The following is a 24,855-nucleotide window of genomic DNA, read 5'->3' as shown; positions in this document are numbered from 1 at the left end:
CCCCCGTCCACTCGACCTGCCACCCGCCAGACTGACCGGATCCGGCCCAGCCCAGCAACGAAGGAGAAGCTCATGAGCGCACCCGTCCTCGCCGTCACCGTCGGAGACCCCGTCGGCATCGGCCCCGAGATCACCGCACAGGTGCTCGCCGAGTTCGCCGGTCGCGACGACCAACACGGCATCGCCGTCGCCGACCTCGCCGTGATGAGGCGCGCCGTCGAGGTCCTCGGCCTCGACGTCGAGCTGCGGTCGGTGACCGACTGGTCGACCGCCTCGGCGGGGGAAAGTGTCATCGACGTCTTCGACATCGGCGTCCTCGGCGAGAACCTGCCCGAGTGGGGCACCGTCGACGCCCGAGCGGGGAAGGCCGCGGTGACGGCGATCGAAGTCGCGACCACGGCGGCGATGGACCAGCGGATCGCGGGCATCGTCACCGGACCGATCAACAAGGAAGCCGTCTGGGAGTCCGGCTCGGTCCATCTCGGGCACACCGAGATGCTCGGGGAGCTCACGGGGGTGACGAAGCAGGACACGATGTTCGTCGTCGAGAACACGAAGGCGCCCGGACACAAGCTCCAGATCTTCTTCGCCACCCGGCACATGTCGCTGAGGAAGGCGATCGACGCGCTCACGGTCGAGACCCAGGTCGATTCGATCGAACGCGCCCACCGTGCCCTCCAGCTCTACGGGGTGGCCGAGCCCAGACTCGCCGTGGCCGCGCTGAACCCGCACGGCGGGGAGAACGGAGCGTTCGGGGATGAGGAGATCGAGATCCTCCGCCCCGCTGTCGAGGCCGTCAACGCCGGCAGCGGTTTCGATGTCGCCGGACCCATCCCCGCGGACTCCGTGTTCCACCAGGGCCTGACCGGCCGCTTCGACGGCATCCTCTCGCAGTACCACGATCAGGGCCACATCGCCTCGAAGACCTTCGACTTCGACGGAACGATCTCCGTGACCGTGGGTCTGCCGATCCTGCGCACCTCGGTCGATCACGGCACGGCCTTCGACATCGCAGGGAAGGGACTCGCCGATGCGGGCACGATGCGCTCGGCCTACACCGCGGCCATCGGCTACGCTCCTTTCGTCGACGGAATCCGGGCGGAGTATCTGCCGAGGTAGGAGCACGAGGAACTGAGGAGGGCAGCCGATGGCGATCCGCACCGGTACGCAGAGGAGACGCGAGTCGATCGGGTCCCTGCTCAAGTCAGGGTCGTGGACGATCCCGCGGCTGGCCGCCGAACTCGGCACCTCGGAGTCGACGATCCGCCGGGACCTGCGCGAGATGGCCGAGGCGGGTGAGGTCATCCGCACGATCGGCGGGGCGACCGCCGCCGGCTACGTCGAACCCCCGTTGGGGCAGCGCATGGAGCTCAACGCGGAGGCCAAGGACACGATCGCCGCAGCCGCGGCCCACCTCATCGATCCGAGTGTGCGCACGATCTTCCTCGACGCCGGGTCGACGACGGTGCGTCTGGCCGAGCGCATCCGCGACCGCAGCGATCTCACGGTCATCACCCGCGGACTCGAGATCGCCCTCACCCTCGCCCACCCTCACGGCCCGCGCGTGGTCATGGTCGGCGGGGAGGTCTCGACGATGTCGCACGGGACGACCGGTGCGCTGAGCGATCACGCCCTGTCCCGCATCCACGTCGACGTTGCGTTCCTCGGCGCCGATGCCGTCGACCCGGACATCGGGCTCGGCGAACCCACGCTCGAGGAGGCGCGGACGAAGGAGCTCATCGCCGAACGCGCGCGCCGCGTCGTCGTCCTCGCCGACTCCTCGAAGGATCGCCGCGAGGTCGCCGCCTGGGCGCCGCTGCCCGCCGGGTGGATCTGGATCGACGAGTCCGGCGAGGGCACGGGCGGCGACTGAGCCTCCCAGCGCCGACCGGGCCGCGAGGCGCGGCCCGCGAGGGGCGCCCTGTGAGTCCTGCGCGTCACACCCCTTCGGGGGCGAGGACGATGTCGAACCGGGCCCGGGACCACGTCGCATCGCCGAGGTCGCGGCCGTCGGGGGTCGGGGTGCCGGCCGGCTGCTGTTCGAAGTCCTTGACCAGGGATTCCTTGACCCCGAACACGGAGTCGGTGGCCAGCAGCTCATCACCGGTGACGAAGATGTGGGTGACGAGGGTGCGCAACCCGGGTGCGGTGACCATGAAGTGGAGGTGGCTCGCGCGCATCGGCGAGCGGCTGGTGGCCTTGAGCAGGGCACCGACCGGGCCGTCGTCGGGGATCGGGTACGGGGTAGGGGTGAGTCCCCAGAACCGGAACGAGCCGTCGTCCTCGGAGAAGAGGAAGGCGCGGCCGTAGACGCGGTCGTCGTCATGCTGGACGTCGTAGAGTCCCTCTTCGTCGGCCTCCCACACCTCGATGCGGGCCCCGGGGACCGGGTTGCCGTCGGTGTCGCGGACGACTCCTTCGACCCAGGCGGGCTGTCCCACTCCCCCGCCGGCGATGTCGCCGCCGTTGTCGATCTGCGGTGCATCGTCGACGAAGAAGGGTCCGAAGACCGTCGCCTCCGTGGCGTCCTTGTACGGCGTGTTGCTCACATTGATCGTCTGCATCGAGGCGCCGAGGACGTCGGAGAGGAGGATGAACTCCTGCCTGCGGTCGTCGGTGATGTGTCCGACCGCGGTGAGGAAGTTGATCGCCTGGTTCCATTCCTCCTCGGTCAGGCGCACGTCCCTGATGAAGCCGTGGAGGTGGGTGACGAGTGAGGTCAGGAGCTCCTTGAGCCGCGCATCGGAGGTGCCGGCAAAGGATGCGATGACCGTGTCGATGAGTTGCGATTCGACCTCGTCGGGGGTGAGGCCGGTCGCCTTGCCTGCGGTCGCCGAGGCGGTGGTGTCGGTGGTGTTCGTCATGGCTGCACTCCATTCGTGGCGGCGGTGAGCAGGGCGGTGAGGTTCTCCCTCGTCACCGGTTGCGGGTTGGATTCGGGGATCGCGGACAGGGACAGGTCGACGGCTTCGGGGATGTCGCCGGGTGAGAAGCCGATCTCGGAGAGCGCGCTCGGCGCACCGACGGCCTCCCGCAGGCGGCGCAGGCCCTCGACGGCCGTCTCGGCGTCGAAGGCCTCGGCCATGCGCGCTTCCGCATCCGGCACTCCGGGGGCGTTGAAGGCGAGGATGTGGGGCAGCAGGATCGCATGGGTCTGGGCATGCGGCAGGCCGAAGGTGCCTCCGAGAACGTGGGCGATCTTGTGGTGCATCCCGGACCCCGCCGAGGCGAACGCCACCGCCGCGAGGTACGCGCCGTAGAGCGTGTCCTCGAGGCCGCTGAGTCCGTCGTCGCCTGGTCCCAGCTGCGGCAGGCCGCGGTTGAGCGCCCGGATGCCCTCGAGGGCGAGCGCTGCGTTGATCGGGTCGGCGCGCAGCGCCCACATCGAGTCGATGCAGTGGGCGAGGGCGTTGAGCCCGGAGGACACGGCGAGGTCGTGGGGCAGGTCGGTGAGCAGCTGCGCATCGTAGACGACGGTCGTCGGCAGCACCGCGTCATCGGTGCCTGTGCGTTTGCGGGCGTTCTCGGTCCGGCCCCACACATTGGTTGCCTCGGATCCGGCGAAGGTGGTGGGCACGGCGATGATGGGGATCCGGGTCTCGAGCGCCACGGCCTTCGCAAGTCCCGTGGCCGATCCGCCGCCGACGCTGACGATGAGGTCGATGTCGCCGACCTCCGCGGCGGCCACGGCACGGTCGGCCACCTCGGCGGGGACGTGCATGACGACCTCCCGATGCCACAGCGCCACCGGGAAGTGCTCGGTGAAGTCGGTGACCTTCTCGGCGGCGGATCCGGAGACGATGACCATGACGCGCTCGGCGCCGAGTCGGTCGACTTCGTCGCCGACGCGGGCGGCCGCTTGGCCGGGGGCGAAGACGACGCGCTGGCGAAGCGTCTGATGGGTGAAGTCGAGGGTCATGCGGGTGCCTCCTGCTTCTCGATGATGGGGTCGGTCGTCGGCTGTGTCGCCTCAGCGGCCCGGGTACCGGCAGCATCACCGGGCTCTGCATCAGCGGCAACCCCGGCACGTCCCCCGGCTCCACGGGTGAGCCTCTCACGGGAGAGCACCGCGGTCAGGGCAGTCTCGAGGTCGCCTGCGGGATCGCTCGGCAGGGTCTCCACCCGCCACGCGATGTGTGTGTCGGGGCGGACGAGGATCGCCCCGTCCTCGGCGATGCCGCGCACCCGGTCCCAGTCGAAGTAGAGGTCGGTGATGTCGCGGTCGGGGCCGATGACGACGGTGGTGACGTCGACGCCGAGGCGGTCGCTCACCGTCCGCGCGGCGTCCTCCCACGCCGCCCCGGTGGTGCCGGTGATGAGGGTGAAACGCGAATACGGTGCGAGGTCGTGAGTCGAGGACTTCTCGATACAGTTGCCCACCCAGGCGTGCGGCAGGCGCACCCCGGGATCGGTGCACGGTTCGTAGTAGAGCTCGGGGTCGCGGGGGTTGGGCGTCGGCTCCCGACCGTCGTCGACCACCGCTGAGGAGGTGTAGCGCTGACCGAGTTCGACGCCGTGGGCGTTGAACTCGTAGTTCTTCAGCTCCATTGCCGCCTTGACCTGTCGGCGGCGTTCAGCTCCGGCGGGGGTCGCATCCTTGCGGGCGGCGATCGCTGCGGTCATCTCCTCCTCGGTCTGTCCTGGTTCGAGGCCGAGGGCTGAGAAGAGTTCACCGAACTCGCGGCCGGACTGGTTGGCGCGGGTGACGATCTGCCGGGCGACGGGCGCGCGTTCGGCGGTGTAGGTCTCGAGCAGTTCCTCCCCCGCGGTGCCGTTCAGGACGGCGGCGAGCTTCCACGCGAGGTTGTAGGAGTCCTGGATCGAAGTGTTCGAGCCCAGACCGTTCGACGGCGGGTGCTTGTGCACGGCGTCTCCGGCGCAGAAGACCCGCCCCGACTGCAGGCGGGTGGCGTACTGTTCGTTGTTGCCCCACAGGGAGATCCCGGTGATCTCCGCCTCGAGGCCGGGGTCGCCGATGAGGTTGCGTACGATCTGCAGCGCGTCGGCCTCGGTGACCTCGGGCACGCCCTGGTCGATGTCGAAGCCCCAGACGATGAGCCATTCGTTCCACGGCCTGACCATGCGCACGAGGCCCGCGCCGATCCCGCCGATGTTCGACCCCGGCTGGATGACCCAGTAGAGGACCGAGGGCCGGTGTCCGACGAGCTTCTCGAGGTCGGCTGTGAACGTGATGTTCATCGACCCGGCGATGTCCATCTGCCCCACCATCGACAGGTCGATGTCGGCGGCGACCTTCGACCGTGCGCCGTCGGCGCCGATGAGGTACTTCGCGCGGATGACCTGGGTGCGACCGGTGAGCCTGTCGAGGACGGTGACATCGACGTGGTCGGGGTGCTGGACGTGGGAGAGGTATTCGGTGGAGAAGCGGGTCTGGGTTCCGCGCATCGTCGCGTTCTTCACGAGGATCGGTTCGAGGTAGGTCTGCGGGATATCGCAGTTGAGCGAAGGCGAGGCGAGCTCGTAGTCGGCGTGCCTGGCCGGATGGTTGCCCCACGTGAGGATCCGTCCGATCTCCTCCCCGGCGATCGAGGTGCAGAAGACGGTGTCGCCGATCATCTCGTGCGGGGTCGCCTCGGCGAGGACCTGGTCCTCGATGCCGACGTCGCGGAAGATCTCCATCGTCCGCTGGTTGGTGATGTGGGCGCGCGGGGTGTTCGCCGTCCACCGGTACTTCGTGATCATGATGTTGGGCACGCCCAGGGTGGAGAGGAAGAGCGCCGCCGAGGCGCCCGCCGGGCCCGAGCCGACGATGAGGACGTCGGTGTCGACGGTGTCCCCGTCCGGGGTCGTCGTCTCTGCGACGCCGTCGTCGAAGGTGACCATGGTGGCTCTCCTTGTCGTGATGCTGCGGTGGACCATGACGATTGAGCTCGAGCGTGGCAGCCGGAGGGTGCGGAGTCACCCCGCCGAGGCGATCGTGGCCGAAATCGACAAAAACTTGAGAGCCGGGTCACATCATCGCGTCTAGCATGGGGGCATGTCCGTCCCCGGTGACACAGCGACTGCGGCCGGCGAGCCTCGTGCGCTCGCGCGGTTCGCCACGGGCTCCGTGCCCTCGCATCGTCGCGTCTCCGGGTGGGAGGACTACCATGCGTCGACGCTCGTGGGTCTGCGCACCGCGCATGCGGGTGGGGCCCGGTTCCGGGCCGAGACCTCGACGCTCGACCTCGCCGACATGCGCATCGCTCGAGTGACGGGCAGCGAGCATTCGGTGCGGCGGGGGGCCTCCGACATCGCCGCCCACCCGGTGTCGGGGGCGCTCGTCTACGTGCCTTTGGCCGGGATGAGCACCTTCGTCCATCGCAGCGGGGGGTTCGATCTCGGCCCCGGTCGCGGTGTCGTGTGCAGCGGGGACACGGCCTTCGCCCGCGATCTCATCGGCGGAGTCGACGAGATCGTCGTGCGCCTGCCGCGCACCACCGTCGAGGAGCTCACCGGTGCGCCGACGTGGACGCGTCCGACGGTGCTCGACCTCGACCGCAGTCCGGCGGCCCGGGCCTCGGGGCATGACTTCGCCGAGGTGGCTGACGGGCTCATCGGGCGCGGCCTGCGTGCCGGGTCCGGTCTTCACGATCGCCTCCTCGACCTGCTCGGGACGATGCTCTCCGGGCTCAGCGGGTCCGTCGACATCGTCGACGACGTCCTCGCAGCGATCGCCGACCACCATCGCGAACCCGATCTCAGCGCCGGCCGGATCGCCCGGCTCACGGGAGTGTCCGAACGTCATCTCTCCCGGATCCTCGCCGAGGCGGGGCACAGTCTGCCGCAGGCCGTGGCTGCCGCGAGGCTGGAGACGGCCCGGTCGATCCTCGCTGATCCCGACCGCGCCGGTGCTTCGATCGCCGAGGTGGCCGTCGAGAGCGGGTTCCGTTCCCAGGCGAAGCTCTCCCGCAGCTATGCCGCCCGGTTCGGGATCACCCCGCTCAAGCACCGCAGGCAGATGCGGGCGCGTCAGGAACCGTGATCCTCGGGCCCGGTGTCGAGGGCGTCGGAGGAAGTTCGGCCGGGCCTCTTGATTGTCGGGGATTCACTGCTATCGTATTGAGCATAATCATTATGATTGATTAGCTCGAAGAGGAGTGGACCATGACCGCACAAGGATCTGTCTCGGAGATCGGATACGTCTCGCTGCTCACGCGCGACCTCGGGGCTTCGATGACGAATGCCATCGACGTCTTCGGACTCGTCGAGTCCGAGTCGAGCGGGAAGAAGGCGTTCCTCACGGCGCAGAACAAGCACCATGAGATCGTCTACACGCAGTCGGACAAGGACGCCCTCGATCACACGGGGCTCGTCGTGGAGAATGACGAGGAGCTGGCGGCGATCCGCGCGAAGGTCGATCGCGGCGGCTATCAGGTGATCTCGGAGAATCCGATCGAGGACCACATCGAGAAGGGGTTCGCGTTCGTCGGCCCCGAGGGCTTCACGTGGCAGATCTACACCGAGAAGCTCGACTACAGCATGCTCAAGCGCGGTTCGGCCGCACCGGACCGGCTCGGGCACACGAACATCCAGGTCGCCGACCCGATCGCCCAGAGCGCGTTCCTCCGCGATGTCTTCGGGTTCGCCGTCTCCGATCAGATCGGCAACGACAACTTCTTCATGCGCTGCAACAACGACCATCACGGGATCGCGATCTTCCGGTCGAACAAGACCGGAATCCACCACCATGCCTGGCAGGCCGGGAACGTCTTCGACCTCGTCCGCCTCGGCGATCGTCTGGCCCGTCGCGGTGCGCGCCTGGCGTGGGGACCGGTGCGCCACGGGGCCGGGGACAATGTCGCGGTCTACTACGTCGAACCCAACGGGACGGTCATCGAGTACTACTGCGACATGGAGACGATCCGCGACAAGGAGCGTCCGGCCAGGCACTGGGATCCCGACGACCTCTACTGGATCAACCAGTGGGACGGCCAGGTTCCTCCCGGCATCCTCGACCACGGCGTCGCCAACGCGCCCCGCTGACGCACCCGCACTGCTGACATTCCTCACCCACCGAAAGGGACACCATGAAGCTTGCCAACCACAACTCCCGCGCCGTCATCCTCACCTCGGAGACCGAGGGCATCGACGTCGCCACCGCGAGTGAGGGCCGTTTCGGCCCGGAGATCCAGGACGTCTACGACCAGTGGGATGACTTCCTGACCTGGGCGCCGAACGCCTCCGGGGACACCGTGGCAATCGACCCCGCGCAGCTCGGCGCAGTCTCGCCCCGCCCCCTGCAGTCGATGGGCGTGGGACTCAACTACGCCGAGCACGTCACCGAGAGCGGCTTCGACACCCCCGACAAGCTGCCTCCGGTGTTCCCGAAGTTCCAGTCCTCGCTCTCGGGTCCGTACACGACGGTCACCCTCGTCCCCGGCGGTGACAACGACTGGGAGGCCGAGCTCGTCATCGTCATCGGGCGCACCGCCCACAACATCGCCGCGGGCACCGGCTGGGACTATGTCGCAGGTGTCACCGTGGGGCAGGACATCTCGGAGCGGAAGATCCAGCTCGAGGGTCCGGCCCCCCAGTTCGGCCTCGGAAAGTCCTATCCCGGGTACTCCCCGCAGGGTCCGTGGCTCGTCACCCCCGATGAGCTGCCGAACCGCGACGATCTCGAGATCACGTGCACGCTCGATGACGAGGTCGTCCAGTCCGGGCGGACGAGCCAGATGCTCTTCGACGTGCCCTCGCTCGTCGAGAAGCTCTCGGAGATCCTCACCCTCTCCCCCGGTGACGTCATCTACTCGGGCACGCCCTCTGGCGTCGGCTTCACCCGCGAACCCCCGAAGCTCATCCAGCCGGGCCAGGTGCTCGTCTCGACGATCGAGGGCATCGGCACGATCCGCCAGGAGTTCGTCGGCTGAGCTCGCAGCGCGGCCCTGCTTGACCGCCTCCGGCCCCGGTGCCAGACTGAACGAACGATCAGTGATCGTCGTCCGTCGCGGCATCGGAGCCGGAGGCGGACGCTTTCCGGCACCGATGAAGGGCGGCCATGAAGAGGGACCTGTACGACGACGATCACGAAGCCTTCCGCGGCACAGTCGCCGCGTTCCTCGACCGGGAGGTCGTCCCGCACGTCGAGGAGTGGGAGGAGAGCCACCTCGTCGATCGTGGGATGTGGGTCAAGGCCGCTGAGGCCGGTGTCATCGGGCTGGCCATCCCCGAGGAGTTCGGCGGCGCGGGCGTCGACGACTACCGTTTCGAGATGGTGCGCTCGGAGGAGATCGCCCGCAGAGGCGTCGGCGGAGTGACCGCAGGCTGGGGCGTGTCCGACGGGATCGTCCCGGGCTACCTCAAGGCCTTCGGTACCCAGGCGCAGAAGGAGAAGTACCTCACGGGACTGGCGTCGGGCGCGAAGATCGGTGCGATCGCGATGACCGAGCCGGGGGCCGGCTCCGACCTCCAGGGGATCACGACGAAGGCCGTGCGCGACGGCGAGGACTGGGTGATCAACGGGGCGAAGACCTTCATCACCAACGGCTATCACAGCGACTTCGTCATCGTCGTCGCCCGCACGAACCCTGAGGTCAAAGCCGCACGCGGCACGTCGCTGTTCATCGTCGACACCGACACTCCCGGCTTCGCCCGCGGCCGCCTGCTCAAGAAGCTCGGCATGGAGGCTCAGGACACCGCGGAGCTCTCCTTCACCGACGTCCGCGTGCCCGCCGATGCCCTCCTCGGCGAACTCGACCAGGGATTCATCCACCTCATGGTCAACCTCCCCACCGAGCGCCTGCTCATCGGTTCGGGGACGCTCGCCTCCGCCCGCGCGGCCCTCGAATGGACAAGTGAGTACGTCTTCTCCCGTCCCGCCTTCGGCCAGACGATCGGCGACTTCCAGAACACGCGGTTCGAACTCGCCGAACTCGAGACCCGCGTCGATGCGCTCGAGGCCTTCATCGATCGGTGCGCACTCGCCCTCAACGCCGGGGAGCTCACCGCCGTCGATGCGGCGAAGGCGAAGTATCTGGGCTCCGATCTCGAGATCGAGGTCGTCAACCGCTGCCTGCAGCTCTTCGGCGGCTACGGCTACATGCTCGAATACCCGATCGCCCGGGCGTTCAAGGACAACCGGATCCAGGCGATCTTCGGTGGTGCCAACGAGGTGATGAAGGAGCTCATCGGCCGCGACATCGCCCAGCGCCACCGAAACCGTTGACTCCCCCGTCGCGAGTGAATAGGGTGAGTAGCACTGAACGAATGTTCACTTGAGAGGTCAGCGCTGACGTCATCCGCCACCACCGCGCATGGGTGCGCGGGGTGTCGAAGATCCTCTGCGCTCCTGCCGACGGCACGTGAGGAAGTGACGCGATGAGCTCATGGTTCGACACCCGCCCCTGGCTGCAGGCGTGGGGCGACATCGCCCCGATACCGCACCTGCTGGAGACTTCGACCCCGTTGCGGGATCTCGCCGCGACGGTGGCCGCGCGCGGTGACGAGGTCGCCGTGAGCTACTACGGATACGAACCGACGTGGTCGGACTTCGACCGGCAGTCGACGGCCTTCGCCGCGTATCTGTCCGAGCAGGGCATCGGCCGGGGCGACCGCGTCGGCATCTATGACCAGAACACGCCGGCGTTCATGGTCGCCGTCTACGGCATCTGGAAAGCGGGCGGTGTCGTCGTTCCCCTCAACCCGATGTATCGCGGAGAACTCGAGCATGTCTTCGCCGACGCCGAGATCGCGGCCCTCGTCGTGTCGAAGGCCGCCTACCTCGATCGGGTGAAACCGTACGCGGAGTCGATTCCCACGATCGTCCTCGCCGATGATCGCGGCTACCAGGTCAACGGCCCCTCCTCGATCTTCTCGATGTTCGACGGCCTGCCCGGTGCACCCGGGGTGAACGCGGATCCGGGATCCCCGGACTTCCTCGGCGGTCCCGACTTCGAGGCGATCGTCACCGAGCGCCTCGCCACCGATTTCACACCCCTCGATCCCGCTCCCGAGGACGAGGCGATCGTCGTCTACACCTCGGGCACGTCGGGACGGTCGAAGGGCGCATCCGGGTCGCATGCCTCGGTGTCGAGCAACTCCCGTTACAACGTCCGCAATCCGCTGTTCGAACCTGGGGACGGCTACCTCACCTTGGCACCGATCTTCCACATCACCGGATTCATCTGCCTGTTCATCGCTGGAGTCTCCGGCGGTGCGCGGCTCATCCCCAACTACAGGTTCGATCCGCATTCGTTCCTCGATCTGCTCGTCAACGAGCGGCCGAGCTACATGGCAGGGCCGGCGACCGCGTTCACCGCGATGCTCGCGCATCCGGCCGTCACCCCCGATCATTTCTCGTCGTTCAAACGGCTGATGTCCGGTGGCGCTCCGCTGCCTGAGGGGTTGGTGACGAAGTTCGAGGAGAGGTTCGGGGTGCCGATCGGGCAGGGGTACGGTCTCACGGAGACGGTCGGTCAGGCCGCTGCTGTACCTGCTGGGCTCGAGGCTCCCGTCGACCCTGACAGCGGTAATCTCTCCTGTGGGCTGCCGCAGCCGGATACGATGATCCGCATCCTCGACGACTTCGGTGAGCCGGTGGGACCCGGGGAGATCGGTGAGGTTGCGATCTCGGGCCCCGAGGTCGCCTCGGAGTACATCAACAATCCCACGGCGACAGCTGAGTCGCTGCCCGGCGGTGAGCTGCGGACCGGGGACGTCGGCTACATGCGCGAGGACGGGTGGCTGTTCATCGTCGACCGGAAGAAGGACATGATCAACGCCTCGGGTTACAAGGTGTGGCCGCGTGAGGTCGAGGACGTCCTCTACACCCATCCGGCTGTGCAGGAGGCGGCGGTCGTCGGTGTCCCCGACGAGTATCGCGGGGAGGATGTCGCCGCGTTCGTCACCCTGCAGCCGGGCGCCGAGGCGAGTGCCGAGGAGATCATCGCCTTCTGCCGCGAGCGGCTTGCCTCGTTCAAGGCACCTCACCAGGTGACGTTCATCGACGAACTGCCGAAGACGAGTTCGGGCAAGATCCTGCGCCGCACGATCCGCGCCGAGGCGGCTGAGTCTGCTCAGGCGCGGCCAGACGAAGTTGCCCGTGCCGATGTCGGCGCGACCGACTCGGCCAACTGACAGAGGGGCGAACTGCGGCTCTACCCCAGACTGACCGTCGTTGCTCCGCCGACGGAGGCGAAGCGCTCTGGCTGGCAGGTGAGCAGGATGACCTGCGCGCTCTCGCCGACGTTGCCGAGGACGACGTTGAGCGCGGCGAGGCGTTCGGGATCGGCGAAGCCGAACGCGTCGTCGAGGATGACCGGGGCTCCGGCCTTCGAGTCGACGAGGGCTGCGACGGCCAGACGGCCGATAAGCGACAGCTGTTCCTTGGTGCCTCCCGAGAGCGACGCGAAGGGAACGGTCGTCCCGCCCAACGTCCGTGAGGCGATCTCGAGATCCTCGGAGACCTCGACGGAGAGTCCCGGCCCGAAGATCAGCCGGCCGAGCCGTTCGATCTGCTCCTTGAAGGGAGCGACGTACTTCCGCTGCGCCTCCTCCTTGTGCGCCAGCACCGTCGACCGCAGCATCTCGATCGCCCGAGCACTGCGCTCGAGCCTCGCCTGCCGCGCCCGCGCGGATTCGAGCGCCTCTTCGGCAGCGGAGAGCTTCTCATAGATCCCCTCACCGGCACGATCATCGATGACCGCGGTCAACCCGTCGACCTCCTGCCGGTCGGACTCCCGCTGCGCCTCCTTGCTCACGACGAGCTGACGGAGGTTCTTCACCGTCATCTCCAGTGTCTCCGGATCGGCCGCCTCATAGGCCGCGCGAGCCTCGACCACCCGTGTCGCGGCCTCCTGTGCCCGCTCCCCCGCCTGCGCCACCGCCGCCGCAAGCGCATCATCGGAGTGCGCCTCCCGCGCTTCGGCCAACGTTTGCGTCAGTCTCTGCGCCTGCGCCGTGGTCTCCTGCACGCTGGTCTGCGCACGTACCGCGTCCACCCGAACCTCGTCGCGGGCGGTCCGCGCCGTGTCGAGTCTCGTTGCGGCCTCGTCGACCGCAGACTGGGAAGCATCGACAGCCGCCTCGGCATCAGACAGGGCGCTCTCGAGTTCGGCGATCGACGCTCGTTCCGTGTCCGCGCCGGCCCCCGTTTCAGGCTTCTCTGCTTCCTCGGTTCCTGCGTCTTTGTCTCCGCTCGCGACCATAGCTTCGGCCCGCGCGAACCTCGTCTCGAGGTCCTCCCGCCGATCCCGGCCGAGCAGGGCCTTGAGCGTCGAGGCAGCCTCAGCCGCCTCGGCGTCGGCATCGGATCGGCGCTGCGCCTGCTCCCTCGCCTCGTCGACCGAGTCCTCCCCGAGGCGCTCGAGTTCCCGCTCCAACGCCGTTGTCGCCGCGTCCAGTGCTCGGTCGAGTTCGACCGGAGAGGCTCCGGGTCGCACGGTGATCTCCGCGATCCCGTCGATCGCGACCAGGAGCTCGCTGGTCACGGCGAATTCCTCTTCACCGTTTTCCCCGAGGGCGACCTCGCCGACGCGGACCTGGGTCTCACCGAGGCGATGAGCCCGAATCTGCGCAGCCGCGGCCGTCTTCGCGCTTTTCGCGATGCGCACATCCGTCTCGAGCGAGATCAGGCGTTCGACGTCGGCGGCTGTGACGTCGATCGATCCGATCGTCGCCAGCGCTGTGGAACGTCGTTCGTCCTCGATTCTGATCTCGCCGAGGCGCCGGCCGAGGTCTGCGAATTCGCCCTGCGCCCGTGTCCGCGCCAGCCTGCGCGCCGTCCGCTTGGCCGCATCCCGGAGAGCGCCGAGTCGTTCCTGCGCCTCGGCCAGCCCGGCCTGCTCGCGGGAGAACGCCTCGTCCTTCTCCACCTGCTCCGCTTCGAGTGCGCGCGCACGGCCGCTCGCCTCGGTCACCGCTGCCGTCGCGGCGGCCGCGTCGTCGACGAGCGTCACGCGTCGCTCCCGTGCCTCGTTCGCCAGAGTGAGATCGCGGGCGACCGCCTCGGCGCTCTCCTCAGCCGTGGTGAGCGCCGATCTCAGCGCTGCGAGCGCGGCGACGGACTCCTCGACGGCATCGCGTTTCTCGACCGCTTCGCTCAGCTGTTCGCGCACGCTCTCGAGTCGGGCGGTGGCCCGGGCATGACGGTCGACGAGGTCGTCCATCGCCTCACTGCGCACGAGCAGCTCTTGGTGAGCCTCCTCGGCGGCGGCCACCTCGTCGTCGATGCTCCTGTACTCTCCGGTTCGCTTGCCCGACTTCGTGAAGTACTTCGCGTACTCGGCCTCGACCTTCTCGAGGAACGCATCATGGTCGGCGACCTCGGTCCCGGATTCGCTCAGCGCCGACTGCAGGGCGTTGATCTGGGCCATCGGCGCCTGGTCGAGGCTCTCCCCCTGGGCGACATCGAGGGCGACGAGCAGGTCGACGTCGACGGTCTCGGCGAGGATCGCGCTGAAGCGCTCGTGGGCCTCATCACCGGAGAGCTGCTGCGGATTCGGGCGGAGGATCGACAGTGTCGTCGACTGACCGCGCAGCCACCTCTTCGCGTACGTCATCTCGACGTCGCCACTGGTCAGGTGGAGTTCGACCTCGGGACCGGCATCGACGCCGATGGGCTGGAGATCCTTGATGCTCGCCTTCTTCGAACTCGCCTTGTCCTCCCGCAGGTGCGTGATCGCCTCATGGATCGAGGACTTGCCCACCTCGTTGGGGCCTTCGACGATCGTCACCCCGTCGGAGAAGTCGACGGTGGCGTCGGTGATGCCACGGTAGTTCCGCAGTCTGATCGAATGCAGCCTCATGCTCCGCTCCTCGCGAATCGGTAGAGAAGGCCCAAGGCATCCTGAGCGGTGGACGCGGAGGCGTCGTCCCCGGCGGCGCGGTCGGCGAGTTCGTCGAGGGACTCCTGCAGGTACCCGCTCAAGCCGAGTCCCGCGAAGTCCTCGTCGGCGGCGACGACGGCGATGTCCGAATGCCGCTCCCACAGGGAGACGAGGGCGAAGAGATCCCCGGCATGGTCGAGCACCTCGTCGAGTCTCGCCTTGGCCGCCGTCGACAGGGTGCCGGTGAGGACGAGCCACACGGCAGTGCGGTCCTTGTCCGGGATCGCCGCCAGACGCGCCTCGAGGGCACTGACATCGTCGTCGGAGTCGACGCCGGCCTCGATGACCGTGAACGTCCACTGACCGACAGGGATCTTCTCCACACTCACGACATGGGACTCGGACTCGATGTCGACGAGGAGGACATTGCCCGGATCGTCCTCCCGGCGGGAGGTGACCTCGGGAGACCCGGGGTACCAGATCCGATCGGTCACGGAGTACGTCGCGTGCCGGTCGCCGAGCGCGATGAACTGGGCGCGACCGGAGTCGAGGATGTGCCGCAGATTCGCCTCGTCGATCGTCGCGAGCGACTCCCTGTCCGGGTCGAGCGAGCTCACGGCCCCGTGACCGGCGATGATGCGCACCGACCCGGGTGCCACCTCGGCGAGGTCAGCGGTGGCAGAGGCGACGAGATCGGACAGGGGCCGCTTCGAGAACCACGGGGCACCGACGATCTCGACTCCGGGCACCACCTCGAACGGCGTCGAGTCGCGGAGCACCGTCACCTCGGCGGGCTGCCGGGCGACGAAGGCCTGCGAGTCGTAGATCGAGGACGCATCGAGCGGATCGTGGTTGCCGGGCAGGAGGACGACGGGGACGGTGAAATCATTGAGGACGTCGAAGGTGCGGGCGACGATCGCCCGGTCGAGCTGGTTCGACTCGAACACGTCGCCGCAGACGAGGACGAACGCGGCCTCCCTCTCCGCGGCAAGCTCCCCGATCCGGCGGATCGCATCGAGCCGGGCACGCTGGTAACGGGGGCGCGCCTCGGCGCTGAGGAAATGCGCGGTCATGCCCAGCTGCCAGTCTCCGGTGGCGATGAATCTCATCGGTGCCCTCCTCACGTCTGCCTCAATCCTATGTACGCACCCCAGGCTACGGTTCGGCACGGACACGGACTGTGGGACACGGCACAGGGCCCGCCCGCATGGACGAGCCCTGTGCCGGTCTCACATGAGCACCTGCGTCTCACATGACGCCGGAGACGACGAGGAGGAGCCAGGTGAGCAGCGGGGCGACGGCGATGACGATGGCCCCGTAGATGATGAGGTCGCGCCAGATCGTCTTCGCCGCCGTGCCCTTCGCATTGGCGATGACGAGGGCGCCGTTGGTCGAGAACGGGGAGACGTCGACGATCGTCGCGGAGATCGCGAGTGCCGCCATGACCGCGGTCGGGCTGAGGTCGCTCTGCTCGAGCAGCGGGATGGAGAGTGGGATGAACGCCGTGAGCAGCGCCGTCGACGAGGCGAAGGCCGAGCTGATGCCGATGACGTAGCAGAGGACGACCGCGACGAGGAGCGGAACGCCGATCGCGACCGCCATGGTCGAGAGCGAATCGATGACCCCGGCCTTCGACAGCAGGCTGATGTAGACGATCATGCCGGACACGAGGAGCACGGTCGACCAGGAGATCCCGGAGACGAAGGTCTCGGAGTGCTTCATCGAGGTGAAGGCGAGGACGAGTCCGCAGGCGAGGCCGAGGAACCCGATGGGCAGTTCGAAGCCGAAGGCACCGATGACCATGACCGCGATGAGGGACAGGGTCAGCCACACCTGCGGGCTCAGTGTGTTCGTACGCACCGGAGCCGGAGCGGGAGCGGGCGCGGTCAGCTGGGTTCCGCCTTTGCCCCACGCGGCACCGGCAGGGGTGGTGGTGCTCCCGCCGAGGCGATCGCCGCCTCCCCCGGCCGCCGCCGTCCCCGTTGCGCCGCCGTCGACGGCCTCGGGTTCGGGGGTGGTGCGCAGGCGGCCGATGAGGCGCATGATGATGACGGTGAGGACCGTGACGAGGACGTTGATGACGTAGGAGGCGGCGAAGAGCGCGCCTTTGTCGATGTCGAAGCCGTTCTCCTTGGCGATGTCGCGCACGATGATGCCCGAGACCGAGATCGGGGAGAACGCGCCGGCGTGGGCGCCGTTGATGATCATCGCTCCCATGACGACCCCGCTGTAGCCCGAGGCCGCGGCGAATCCCATCGCGGCGGGGGCGAGCAGGGCGACCGCCGCCGGAGAGAACGTGCCCAATGCGGTGAGGATCGAGGCGATGACGAAGAAGATCCAGGGGACGATGCCCAGGCGACCGCGCACGGCCCGGATCGCGAGATCGACGAGCATCTTGATGGTGCCGTTGCGCTGGGCCATGCTGAAGAAGAACGTCACGCCGATGATCGTGAGCACGATGCTCGCCGGGAACTCCGCGAGGATCTCCTTGTCGCTCATGCCGAAGGCGAAGGTGCCGAAGAGGAACGCTCCGACGAACCCCATGATCCCGATGTTGATCGGCCATTTCGTGGCGATGACGAACATCACCACCAGAACGACCAGGATGAGTATCTGTACGAGGGTCATGGGAGTTCCTCCAACTTCATTGTCAGTGTGATTCTTGCGGTGGTGCGGTGGTCTGCGCCGGTCGGTCCGTTGACCGGGCAGTTCAGCCGACGAGCGGCAGGGTCGATTCCGGGTGGGTTGCGGCGAGGTCGATCTCGGGCAGGTCGATCGCGGCGTTCGCGATCCGCCGGGCCACACGCCTGATGCCGAGTCGGGTGACGTCGCCTGCGGAGTCGACCTGCACCCGGCAGGCGACGACGCCGACCGGGGTGCCGAGGCGGATCAGCGCGTGCCCGTCGACCGGGTCGAGTCTGTCCGGGTCGATGAGATCCCGCACGAGGCTGCCCTCGACGAAGGCGGCCCGTGCTGCGGCGATCGCCGAGGTGATCCCGATGGCCGGGTGGGGGTCGAACATCGAGACCATGCGCACGGCGATGTCGTAGTCGGAGGCGTCGATCCGTTCACCGGTCGTCGTCGTGTAATCGCAGGGCCGACCGAGGATGCCGACCTTGGGCACTGCGGGACTGACCTCCTCGCCGGGCAGGGTCAGGCCCATCGCAGCGGAGGCGAGCTCGCGGATGCCGATGAGCTCGGGCAGGCGCAGCCGCATCTCGGCCTGCGTCTCGGTTGCGGTCATCCCGAGGTCGGCGGCCGCGACGAAGCATGCGGGGGCGCCGGCGTCGATGCCGGTGACCCTGACCGTGCGGGAGCCGACGGCGAGCGTCTCCACCGGCTTCCCGGTCGGCAGCAGCTCCCCTGTCGAGGTGCCGTCGACGCCTTCGAAGCAGACGTCGACCGGGATGCCCGGCATCGTGCTGCCGGGGATCGTCTCGCTGCCATCGGTCGGAACCGTCCGGCCGGGGGTCGCCACCTCGGCGGCGAGGACGGAGCGGGTGTTCTCGTTGATCATCCTCACCGTCGTGAGGTCGCCGGTCGGACGGACGAGGCCGTTCTGGATCGCGAACAGCGCGACCGCTGAGGCGCAGTTGCCGCAGTTCGAGGTGAACTCGACCGCGGAGCGTCCGATCCCCACCTGCGCGAAGAGGTAGCTGATGTCGATGCCGGGGATCGCCGAGGGTGAGATGATCGCCGCCTTCGACGTCGTCGACGATGCTCCGCCGACCCCGTTGAGCTGCCGGTCGTCGCCGGATCCGAATGCCGCAGTGAGCGCATGGGCGATCTGCGCCCGATCCGTCGGCATCTCGTCTCCCATGAAGAGCCAGCACTTCGATGTGCCGCCTCGGTACCACTGTCCGTGGAGCTGACCGTTCACCTGTGTCTCCTCGATCCCGTCGTCGCCGTGGTGCGACGTCTCGATTCACGGTGACACCGGTTTCACTTAAGTTCAATCAACACTTGATTACTCCTCTCTAAGCTATGCTTAAACCATGAGTTCAGCGCCGTACAACGTCGACCGGCTCCTCCTGCTCCTTCTCGTCAGTCGGACAGGCAGCCTCTCCGCGGCCGCCGACGAACTCGCGCTCTCGACCTCCGCGGTCTCCCAGCAGATGAGCAAGCTCGAACGCGAAGTCGGCCTCCCGCTCGTCGTCCGCCACCCGAAGGGGATGCGCCTGACCGATGCCGGGGTGAGGCTCTCGGCGTATGCGCTGCGGATCGACAATGCGCTCGCGGCCGCCCGCAACGACATGGCGGCGTTCGCCACGCTCGAGCGCGGTGAGGTGCGGATTGCGACGTTCCCGACGTTCGCCGCCTCGGTGATGCCGAAGGTCCTCCTCCACTTCCACGACCTCCATCCCGAGGTCGAGGTCACGGTCCGCAGCTACCGGCTCGATCGCATCGAGGAGGCGCTCGAACGGCGGGGGGGCGACCACGCGACCCTGTGGGACTATCCGTGGGCGCCGATCGGCGCGGAGATCCCCGTCCAGACGACGCTGCTCAAGGAGCCGACGATGCTCCTCCTGCCGGCCGGCCACCCGCTCGCCCGGCGACGCATCGTCGATCTCGAGGAGGTCGCCGGCGACCGGTGGATCACCCGGTCATCGCACCCGGTGGCCTCGGTGCTCGAGCGGATCTGCCGGGAGGCAGGCTTCGACCCGCATGTCGTCTTCGAGGCCAACGACTATCAGGAGCTGCTCGGCATGGTCTCCGCCGGCCTCGGCGTCGCGATCGCCCCGCGCCTTGCGGTGCGTTCGCACGGGCCCGAGGTCAAGGTCGTCGCGATCCGCGGCAACCCCGCTCCGCGGCGGATCCTGCTCGCGAAACTCGCCGAACGCGTTCAGTCGCCGGCGACGCTCGCCCTCGTCCGCTCGTTCCGCACGGTGAGCGGGTCGAAGGAGTGGAGCCGTTAGACGCCGGTCCGGGCGGTCGCCCAGTCGCGTGCACGCTCGCGGATGAAGTCGCGCAGGCGCTCGACGACGCGGCTGGGTCTCCGAGCGCCGGTGACGAGGGCGACGGCCCGGGTGTACGACCCGCCGCGCAGCTCCACCTCGGCGAGGCCATCGACGGGACGGACGCTGCGGGGCAGCAGGGCCACACCCATGCCGCGGCTGACGAATTCGCGGATCGTCGAGAACTCCGTGACCTCGGTCTTCACCTCGGGGACGAAGCCAGCGTCCCGGCACCACTCATCGGTGAGCTCACGGAGGTTGTAGGTCTCGGGGTTGGCGATGAACCGCTCCCCCGCCAGCGTCGACAGTGCGACCGACCGGTGCCCAGCGAGCCGGTGGCCGGAGGAGACGGCAAGGACGATCCGCTGCTGCGCAAGCACCTCGTGCGCGATGTCGACCGGCGGCGGGATGATGATCGCTGCGTCGAGGATCCCCTGCCGGAGATCATCGCTGAGGACGGCGCCGTGGGCCTGCTTGAGGTCGAGGCGGATGCCGGGATGGGCGTCGCTGAAGGCCGCGAGCAGGTCGGGGATGACACCGGCGCCCATGGTGAGCGGAAAGCCGAAGCGGATCGTGCCGCGGTCGGGGTCGGCCGCCTCGGCGAGGTCCGTCACCGCCCCGCCGATCTCCCGCAGCGGTGCGCGGACCTGGGCGACGAGGTCGCGCGCCTGCCGGGTCAGGCCGATCGCGCGGCCGTGAGGGACGATCATCGGCACGCCGAGGCGGTCCTCGAGTCCGTGGATGCGTCGGCTCATCGTCGACTGAGGGATGCCGAGGACGGAGGCGGCATCGGTCATATGCCCGTCCTGGTCGACAAGTTCGACGAGTGCCCGCAGCTGCGGGGCGAGGGCATCGAGCATGTCATCCATATTCGGATCATACTCATCATTTCACTCATTGGACGGATGAATCCGTGAGGCGCATCGTGGAGGTACGGGCACAGCGCCCCGCTCAGTGCCCGCCGCATCCGAAGGGAAGACCGTCATGCCCCGCTCACCGCACTCCGCCCCCAACGCCGAGGCCGATATCGTGCTCATCGGCGCCGGCATCATGTCGGCGACCCTGGGGTCGATGCTCGCCGTCCTCGAACCCTCGTGGCGCATCGTCGTGCTCGAGAAGTCCGGTGAGCTCGCCTCCGAGAGCAGCGACCCGTGGAACAACGCCGGCACCGGCCATTCCGGGTTCTGCGAACTCAACTACATGCCCGATCCGGCAGACGGGTCGAAGCCCGCCGCGATCGCCCGGCAGTTCCAGCTCAGCCGGCAGTGGTGGTCGCATCTCGCCGAGGAGGGACTCATCGATCCCTCGACATTCATCCATCGCACGGCGCACATGAATCTCGTCTTCGGTGAGAACGATGTCGACTATCTGCGTCGGCGGGTGGGCACGCTGCGGGCCGATCCGCTCTTCGCCGACATGGAGCTCACCGAGGATCCGGAGCGGATCGCGCAGTGGGCGCCGCTGACGATGGAGGGCAGAGGGACCGTCGGCCCGATCGCCGCGACCCGGGTGGAGCGCGGCACGGACATCGACTTCGGAGCGCTCACCCGCGCTCTCCTCTCCGTCGTCACGGCGAATGGCGCCGAGACCGGCAGTGAGGTGCTCACCGGGCACGACGTCACCGGTCTCGAGCGCCGCGGTGACGACTGGGTGGTGTCCGGCAAGGCTGCCGGTGAGCGGTTCGCGATCCGGGCGTCGACGGTGTTCGTCGGTGCCGGCGGATTCGCCCTCCACCTGCTCCAGAAGGCCCGGATCCCCGAGGTCAGAGGCTATGCGGTCCTGCCCGTCGGTGCCGCGTTCTATCGGTGTTCGGTCCCGTCGGTGGTCCGACGTCATGACGCGAAGGTCTACGGTCAGGCCGAGGTCGGCGCTCCCCCGATGTCGGTGCCGCATCTCGACAAGCGCGTCGTCGACGGTGAGGAGCATCTGCTCTTCGGGCCGTTCGCGACGTTCAGCACGAAGCTGCTCAAGCGCGGTCGGCTCACCGACTTCTTCCGCACGCTGCGACCAGGCAATCTCGCTGTCATCGCCGCCGCGGGTCTGCAGAATCTCAGCCTCGTCCGGTATCTCATCGGGCAGCTCGCGGCGAGTCCGACGACGAAGTTCGAGCAGCTGCGCCGCTACCTTCCCGCAGCGCGGCGCAACGAGTGGGAGCTCGTTCCCGCAGGTCAGCGGGCCCAGCTCGTCACACCCGATCCGAGACGGGTCGGCGTGCTCCAGCAGGGCACCGAGCTCGTCGTCTCCGCTGACGGTTCGATCGCAGGTCTCCTCGGCGCCTCCCCCGGTGCGTCGACGGCGGTGCCGATCATGATCGATCTGCTGACCCGCGCATTCCCTGCAGCCTGGCATCGCGGGTGGAAGGAGCGGGTGATGCGCGCGGTTCCCGATCTCGAGCGCCGGTCCTGGGACGCCGAGGCGGTGGCCGCCAGTCAGGGCCGCACCGACCGGGCGCTGGGGTTGGGATCGTCAGCCGAGATCAGGTGAGACCGCCCCGCGGATCGCCCTTTCTCCTCCCGGGTCCGGGTCTGCGCGCCGTCGGGCCGCATCGCCTCGCCGTCGGTCCGCATCGGCGATGTATTCGGTCGGGCGGCAGCCAGTCACCCGGAGGAAGTCGGCGGTGAAGTGCGACTGGTCGAACCACCCCAGTTCGGTCGCCAGCTCACCGAGTGAGCCCTCCCAGCCGCGGTCGAGCGCGGCCACGGCATCGCTGACGCGTGCGCGCACGAGGATCCGCTTGACGCCGACCCCGCAGTGGTCGAGGAAGAGCCGTTGCAGACTGCGTTCGCTCAGCGCCATCCTCCCGGCCAGCTCGCGCAGACTCGTCGTCGAGGAATCGGCCATGATGCTCAGGGCGCGTCGCACCCGCTCATAGCCCTCGGTGAGTTCGGGAGCCAGCGCCAGCAGCCACCGGTCGACCACCTCGGCGGCCGATGTCAGATCCGCAGGCACCTTGAGCTCCCCGTCGATGCCGGGGAACCACCGCGAGGCCGGCACCGTCGTATCCCGCACGCCCGCCGGCCGTCCTGAGGAGAAGGCGCAGGTCCCGCCGAGGCGGAACTTCACCCCCACGACACCGCCGGTGCCGACGAGCCCGACGTCGAACCGCGTGCGGGTGACCGGCCCGGTCACCCACAGTCCGGGCCCGGTGGTCCCCGCACGATCGAGATCGCCCCACTCCGAGGTGAGGTTGACCGCCGGTTCGGACACGGTCGTCGCGAGATACCGTTCGTCGGGGCCGAGGTCCCAGGTCACGGACCAGTAGCGTTCGATCCAGGGTCGCAGCGCCTCGGCGGGGGCGGCCATCGCATACTGCGCATGGTCGAGCAGGTCACCGGGACGCAGCACCCTGCCGATCATGTGGTCCGGAGGCGGCGCGACCCCACGATCGGCACGCGACGGTCCCGGTGCCGCTCGTGGCGGTTTTTTCCTAGTGACGGCCTCGCCCATAGGACAAGAATGGCAGACATGACTGACACGCAGACAGACTCCGAATCCACTGTTTCCTCGTCGACCCCCGTCGCCAGCCTCGCGATGGTCACTCTCGATGCCCCGGATGCCGGTCCCCTCGGTGAGTTCTGGTCCGCCGTCCTCGGCTGGCCGATCGTGTATTCGGATGAGAACTACGCGATGCTCAAAGGACCCAGCCACGCGTTGGGCATCGGCACGATTCCCGACTACAAGCGCCCGGAATGGCCCGATGACGGCCACAAGCAGTTCCATCTCGATCTCGCCGCTGAGGACATCGAGCAGGCAGTCGAGAGGTGCGTCGAACTCGGTGCGACCCGGGCCGAACCGCAGCCGGGCGAGACGTGGACGGTCCTCATCGACCCCGCTGGCCACCCGTTCTGCATCACTGATGCGAAGAACTGGGGCTGAGCCGCCGGGAAGGGCGCGGCCTGCGGCCGATCAGGCCTCGTTCGACTCCGTGAGCAGGTAGTCGCGCAGGTGCGGGATGACGATCCGCACGAGACCGTGCGCGGGCGCTTCGATGACGCCGTGGGCGAGCAGCATGCGCCGGTAGTCGTTGGCCGTCTGCTTCTTCGCACCGAGCCGCTCCGCGATCTCACCGGTGTGCGAGACCTCGGGGTCCGCGGCCATGGCGGTGAGGTAGCGCCGGGCGCCGGGGGTCAGTGCCGCCAGGGTGGGTCCGTAGATCTGCTGGATGAGGATCTGCTTGGCTTCGTCGACGACCGCCGCGACATGGTCGACCGTGATGGTCGCGGCATCGGCGGCCTCTCGCCAGGCGAGGTCCCCGATGATCTGCACCATGTACGGGTAGCCGAGTGAGACCTTCGCGCCGAGGTCGAGCGCCGCATCGTCGAATCCTTTGCCTGCTTCTTCGGCCGGGAGTCTGAGGGCGAGCGCCGTCTCCTCGGGGGTGAAGCTGCCGAGGTTGATCCGGTTCGCCCGGCGCAGGAACGTCGAGACCTCGTCGTTGACGATGGTGTCGATGCTCGCGGGCAGTCCCGCTGCGACGAACGCCAAGGGTGCCTCCTGGGACATCGCATACGCGACGGCGTCGGTGACGGTGCGGAACTCGTCGAGGTTCGAGCGGTGGACTTCGTCGAGAGCGATGACGAGCCCGGTGTCATGGACGTCGAGGAGTTCGAGCACCGCCATGAGATGGTGCCGGAAGTCCGGCTGCAGGGCGCTCGTCGTCTCGGTGCGCGTGGTCAGTCCGCCCAGTCCGGCGGGCAGGGTCAGGCCGACGAGCTTCGACCGGATCGTCTCGTGGGCATCGTGGGTTTCGAGTGCTTCGGGCAGCCGTGCGCCGGTGAGGCGTTCGACGAATCCCGGGGAGGCCTGCTCGCGCACGGTGATCCACTGGCGGGATTCGGCGACGTCGTCGAAGATGTTGAGCAGGACGGTCTTCCCCACACCGCGCTGTCCGGTGACGAACACGGTGCGGCCGGTGCCGCCTCGTTGGTCGAGGGCCCGGGCGAACGCGTTGACCTCGGCCTGACGGCCGACTGCCACGGGTGGGGTGGTGCCGAACCCGGGCCGATACGGTGATTCGCGATTGCTCGCCGAGGCGGGCGGGATCGTGATCGTCATGCGTTCTCCTCACCTGTCGGGCAGATGTCGGACAGATTGAAGCGTACGTCGTCGAGCTTCACTGCTCGATCCGTATA

At 68.2% G+C, this 24,855-nt stretch carries 20 protein-coding genes; 10 read left to right on the top strand and 10 right to left on the bottom strand.

The features are described from left to right. Positions 1–72 precede the first annotated feature (72 nt). Positions 73–1,119, top strand: a complete 1,047-nt coding sequence (gene pdxA / locus AAHA49_RS00455) for a 4-hydroxythreonine-4-phosphate dehydrogenase PdxA (protein WP_342036818.1) — start codon at positions 73–75, stop codon at positions 1,117–1,119. A 28-nt stretch (positions 1,120–1,147) separates the two neighbouring features. Beyond that, a complete protein-coding gene (locus tag AAHA49_RS00450; RefSeq protein ID WP_342036817.1) occupies positions 1,148–1,873 on the top strand; it encodes a DeoR/GlpR family DNA-binding transcription regulator in 726 nt (241 codons plus the stop codon). Positions 1,874–1,937: 64 nt separating this feature from the next. Here the strand turns inward: AAHA49_RS00450 and AAHA49_RS00445 are convergent, their stop codons facing one another. From AAHA49_RS00445 to AAHA49_RS00435, 3 genes are read right to left on the bottom strand one after another with little or no spacing between them, the layout of a single operon-like run. Next, positions 1,938–2,864, bottom strand: a complete 927-nt coding sequence (locus AAHA49_RS00445; protein WP_342036816.1) for a dioxygenase family protein — start codon at positions 2,862–2,864, stop codon at positions 1,938–1,940. Then, a complete protein-coding gene (locus AAHA49_RS00440) occupies positions 2,861–3,919 on the bottom strand; it encodes a maleylacetate reductase (protein WP_342036815.1) in 1,059 nt (352 codons plus the stop codon). Before AAHA49_RS00440 ends, AAHA49_RS00445 begins: the two co-directional genes overlap by 4 nt. Next, the gene (locus AAHA49_RS00435) at positions 3,916–5,844 is read right to left on the bottom strand and encodes an FAD-dependent oxidoreductase (protein WP_342036814.1); all 1,929 of its coding nucleotides are present in this window, start codon (positions 5,842–5,844) and stop codon (positions 3,916–3,918) included. Before AAHA49_RS00435 ends, AAHA49_RS00440 begins: the two co-directional genes overlap by 4 nt. 154 nt (positions 5,845–5,998) lie before the next feature. On the opposite strand from AAHA49_RS00435, the gene AAHA49_RS00430 reads away from it, so the two are divergent. The 5 genes from AAHA49_RS00430 to AAHA49_RS00410 all read left to right on the top strand — a co-directional run bounded on the left by AAHA49_RS00430 (position 5,999) and on the right by AAHA49_RS00410 (position 12,078). Beyond that, positions 5,999–6,985: an AraC family transcriptional regulator gene (locus AAHA49_RS00430; RefSeq protein WP_342036813.1), complete on the top strand. Its 987-nt coding sequence runs from the start codon at positions 5,999–6,001 to the stop codon at positions 6,983–6,985. A 122-nt stretch (positions 6,986–7,107) separates the two neighbouring features. Further along, positions 7,108–7,986: a VOC family protein gene (locus tag AAHA49_RS00425; protein ID WP_339392904.1), complete on the top strand. Its 879-nt coding sequence runs from the start codon at positions 7,108–7,110 to the stop codon at positions 7,984–7,986. Positions 7,987–8,030: 44 nt separating this feature from the next. Continuing rightward, the gene (locus tag AAHA49_RS00420) at positions 8,031–8,873 is read left to right on the top strand and encodes a fumarylacetoacetate hydrolase family protein (RefSeq protein ID WP_342036812.1); all 843 of its coding nucleotides are present in this window, start codon (positions 8,031–8,033) and stop codon (positions 8,871–8,873) included. Positions 8,874–9,001: 128 nt separating this feature from the next. Further along, positions 9,002–10,168: an acyl-CoA dehydrogenase family protein gene (locus AAHA49_RS00415; protein ID WP_342036811.1), complete on the top strand. Its 1,167-nt coding sequence runs from the start codon at positions 9,002–9,004 to the stop codon at positions 10,166–10,168. A gap of 152 nt (positions 10,169–10,320) precedes the next feature. Further along, entirely contained in the window at positions 10,321–12,078 is a 1,758-nt protein-coding gene (locus AAHA49_RS00410; RefSeq protein WP_342036810.1) for a class I adenylate-forming enzyme family protein, read from the top strand. A 20-nt stretch (positions 12,079–12,098) separates the two neighbouring features. Here AAHA49_RS00410 and AAHA49_RS00405 read toward each other — a convergent pair whose 3' ends face one another. The 4 genes from AAHA49_RS00405 to AAHA49_RS00390 all read right to left on the bottom strand — a co-directional run bounded on the left by AAHA49_RS00405 (position 12,099) and on the right by AAHA49_RS00390 (position 18,648). After that, positions 12,099–14,747 carry an AAA family ATPase gene (locus AAHA49_RS00405; RefSeq protein WP_342036809.1) on the bottom strand — a complete coding sequence of 883 codons (2,649 nt, stop codon included), beginning with the start codon at positions 14,745–14,747 and terminating at the stop codon, positions 12,099–12,101. Continuing rightward, a complete protein-coding gene (locus AAHA49_RS00400) occupies positions 14,744–15,877 on the bottom strand; it encodes a metallophosphoesterase family protein (protein WP_342036808.1) in 1,134 nt (377 codons plus the stop codon). Before AAHA49_RS00400 ends, AAHA49_RS00405 begins: the two co-directional genes overlap by 4 nt. Before the next feature lie 139 nt (positions 15,878–16,016). Then, complete coding sequence (locus AAHA49_RS00395; protein ID WP_342036807.1) at positions 16,017–17,396, bottom strand: SLC13 family permease; 1,380 nt, start codon at positions 17,394–17,396, stop codon at positions 16,017–16,019. 82 nt (positions 17,397–17,478) lie between these two features. Beyond that, a complete protein-coding gene (locus tag AAHA49_RS00390; RefSeq protein WP_342036806.1) occupies positions 17,479–18,648 on the bottom strand; it encodes a PrpF domain-containing protein in 1,170 nt (389 codons plus the stop codon). 115 nt (positions 18,649–18,763) lie between these two features. Here AAHA49_RS00390 and AAHA49_RS00385 point away from each other — a divergent pair, with 115 nt between their 5' ends. After that, positions 18,764–19,684 (top strand): LysR family transcriptional regulator, encoded by a 921-nt coding sequence (locus AAHA49_RS00385; RefSeq protein ID WP_342036805.1) that lies wholly within the window; start codon positions 18,764–18,766, stop codon positions 19,682–19,684. On the opposite strand, the gene AAHA49_RS00380 is transcribed toward AAHA49_RS00385, so the two are convergent. After that, positions 19,681–20,592: a LysR family transcriptional regulator gene (locus AAHA49_RS00380; RefSeq protein WP_342036804.1), complete on the bottom strand. Its 912-nt coding sequence runs from the start codon at positions 20,590–20,592 to the stop codon at positions 19,681–19,683. The genes AAHA49_RS00385 and AAHA49_RS00380 overlap by 4 nt on opposite strands. A gap of 115 nt (positions 20,593–20,707) precedes the next feature. Here AAHA49_RS00380 and mqo point away from each other — a divergent pair, with 115 nt between their 5' ends. Continuing rightward, positions 20,708–22,207, top strand: coding sequence for a malate dehydrogenase (quinone) (mqo, locus tag AAHA49_RS00375; protein WP_342036803.1), 1,500 nt, complete (start codon positions 20,708–20,710; stop codon positions 22,205–22,207). On the opposite strand, the gene AAHA49_RS00370 is transcribed toward mqo, so the two are convergent. Next, positions 22,190–23,080: a helix-turn-helix domain-containing protein gene (locus AAHA49_RS00370; protein WP_342036802.1), complete on the bottom strand. Its 891-nt coding sequence runs from the start codon at positions 23,078–23,080 to the stop codon at positions 22,190–22,192. The two genes, mqo and AAHA49_RS00370, sit on opposite strands and share 18 nt — an antisense overlap. 108 nt (positions 23,081–23,188) lie before the next feature. Between AAHA49_RS00370 and AAHA49_RS00365 the strand changes: the two genes are divergently transcribed. Continuing rightward, on the top strand, positions 23,189–23,599 hold the full coding sequence (locus tag AAHA49_RS00365) for a VOC family protein (protein ID WP_342036801.1): 411 nt from the start codon (positions 23,189–23,191) through the stop codon (positions 23,597–23,599). Between the two features lie 30 nt (positions 23,600–23,629). Here AAHA49_RS00365 and AAHA49_RS00360 read toward each other — a convergent pair whose 3' ends face one another. Then, positions 23,630–24,778 (bottom strand): BREX system ATP-binding domain-containing protein, encoded by a 1,149-nt coding sequence (locus AAHA49_RS00360; RefSeq protein ID WP_342036800.1) that lies wholly within the window; start codon positions 24,776–24,778, stop codon positions 23,630–23,632. Positions 24,779–24,855 lie beyond the last annotated feature (77 nt).

This window comes from Brevibacterium ammoniilyticum, from assembly GCF_038429965.1.
GTDB classification, from domain to species: Bacteria; Actinomycetota; Actinomycetes; order Actinomycetales; family Brevibacteriaceae; genus Brevibacterium; species Brevibacterium ammoniilyticum.
The sequence above is the reverse complement of the archived record's forward strand: the minus strand, read 5'-3'. Positions and strand labels throughout refer to the sequence as shown.

What these genes read in the sequence shown, in the direction of transcription:
- pdxA (WP_342036818.1), top strand. Translation starts at nt 73, where the DNA reads ATGAGCGCACCCGTCCTCGCCGTCACCGTCGGAGACCCCGTCGGCATC.
- AAHA49_RS00450 (WP_342036817.1), top strand. Translation starts at nt 1,148, where the DNA reads ATGGCGATCCGCACCGGTACGCAGAGGAGACGCGAGTCGATCGGGTCC.
- AAHA49_RS00445 (WP_342036816.1), bottom strand. Translation starts at nt 2,864, where the DNA reads ATGACGAACACCACCGACACCACCGCCTCGGCGACCGCAGGCAAGGCG.
- AAHA49_RS00440 (WP_342036815.1), bottom strand. Translation starts at nt 3,919, where the DNA reads ATGACCCTCGACTTCACCCATCAGACGCTTCGCCAGCGCGTCGTCTTC.
- AAHA49_RS00435 (WP_342036814.1), bottom strand. Translation starts at nt 5,844, where the DNA reads ATGGTCACCTTCGACGACGGCGTCGCAGAGACGACGACCCCGGACGGG.
- AAHA49_RS00430 (WP_342036813.1), top strand. Translation starts at nt 5,999, where the DNA reads ATGTCCGTCCCCGGTGACACAGCGACTGCGGCCGGCGAGCCTCGTGCG.
- AAHA49_RS00425 (WP_339392904.1), top strand. Translation starts at nt 7,108, where the DNA reads ATGACCGCACAAGGATCTGTCTCGGAGATCGGATACGTCTCGCTGCTC.
- AAHA49_RS00420 (WP_342036812.1), top strand. Translation starts at nt 8,031, where the DNA reads ATGAAGCTTGCCAACCACAACTCCCGCGCCGTCATCCTCACCTCGGAG.
- AAHA49_RS00415 (WP_342036811.1), top strand. Translation starts at nt 9,002, where the DNA reads ATGAAGAGGGACCTGTACGACGACGATCACGAAGCCTTCCGCGGCACA.
- AAHA49_RS00410 (WP_342036810.1), top strand. Translation starts at nt 10,321, where the DNA reads ATGAGCTCATGGTTCGACACCCGCCCCTGGCTGCAGGCGTGGGGCGAC.
- AAHA49_RS00405 (WP_342036809.1), bottom strand. Translation starts at nt 14,747, where the DNA reads ATGAGGCTGCATTCGATCAGACTGCGGAACTACCGTGGCATCACCGAC.
- AAHA49_RS00400 (WP_342036808.1), bottom strand. Translation starts at nt 15,877, where the DNA reads ATGAGATTCATCGCCACCGGAGACTGGCAGCTGGGCATGACCGCGCAT.
- AAHA49_RS00395 (WP_342036807.1), bottom strand. Translation starts at nt 17,396, where the DNA reads ATGACCCTCGTACAGATACTCATCCTGGTCGTTCTGGTGGTGATGTTC.
- AAHA49_RS00385 (WP_342036805.1), top strand. Translation starts at nt 18,764, where the DNA reads ATGAGTTCAGCGCCGTACAACGTCGACCGGCTCCTCCTGCTCCTTCTC.
- AAHA49_RS00380 (WP_342036804.1), bottom strand. Translation starts at nt 20,592, where the DNA reads ATGGATGACATGCTCGATGCCCTCGCCCCGCAGCTGCGGGCACTCGTC.
- mqo (WP_342036803.1), top strand. Translation starts at nt 20,708, where the DNA reads ATGCCCCGCTCACCGCACTCCGCCCCCAACGCCGAGGCCGATATCGTG.
- AAHA49_RS00370 (WP_342036802.1), bottom strand. Translation starts at nt 23,080, where the DNA reads ATGATCGGCAGGGTGCTGCGTCCCGGTGACCTGCTCGACCATGCGCAG.
- AAHA49_RS00365 (WP_342036801.1), top strand. Translation starts at nt 23,189, where the DNA reads ATGACTGACACGCAGACAGACTCCGAATCCACTGTTTCCTCGTCGACC.
- AAHA49_RS00360 (WP_342036800.1), bottom strand. Translation starts at nt 24,778, where the DNA reads ATGACGATCACGATCCCGCCCGCCTCGGCGAGCAATCGCGAATCACCG.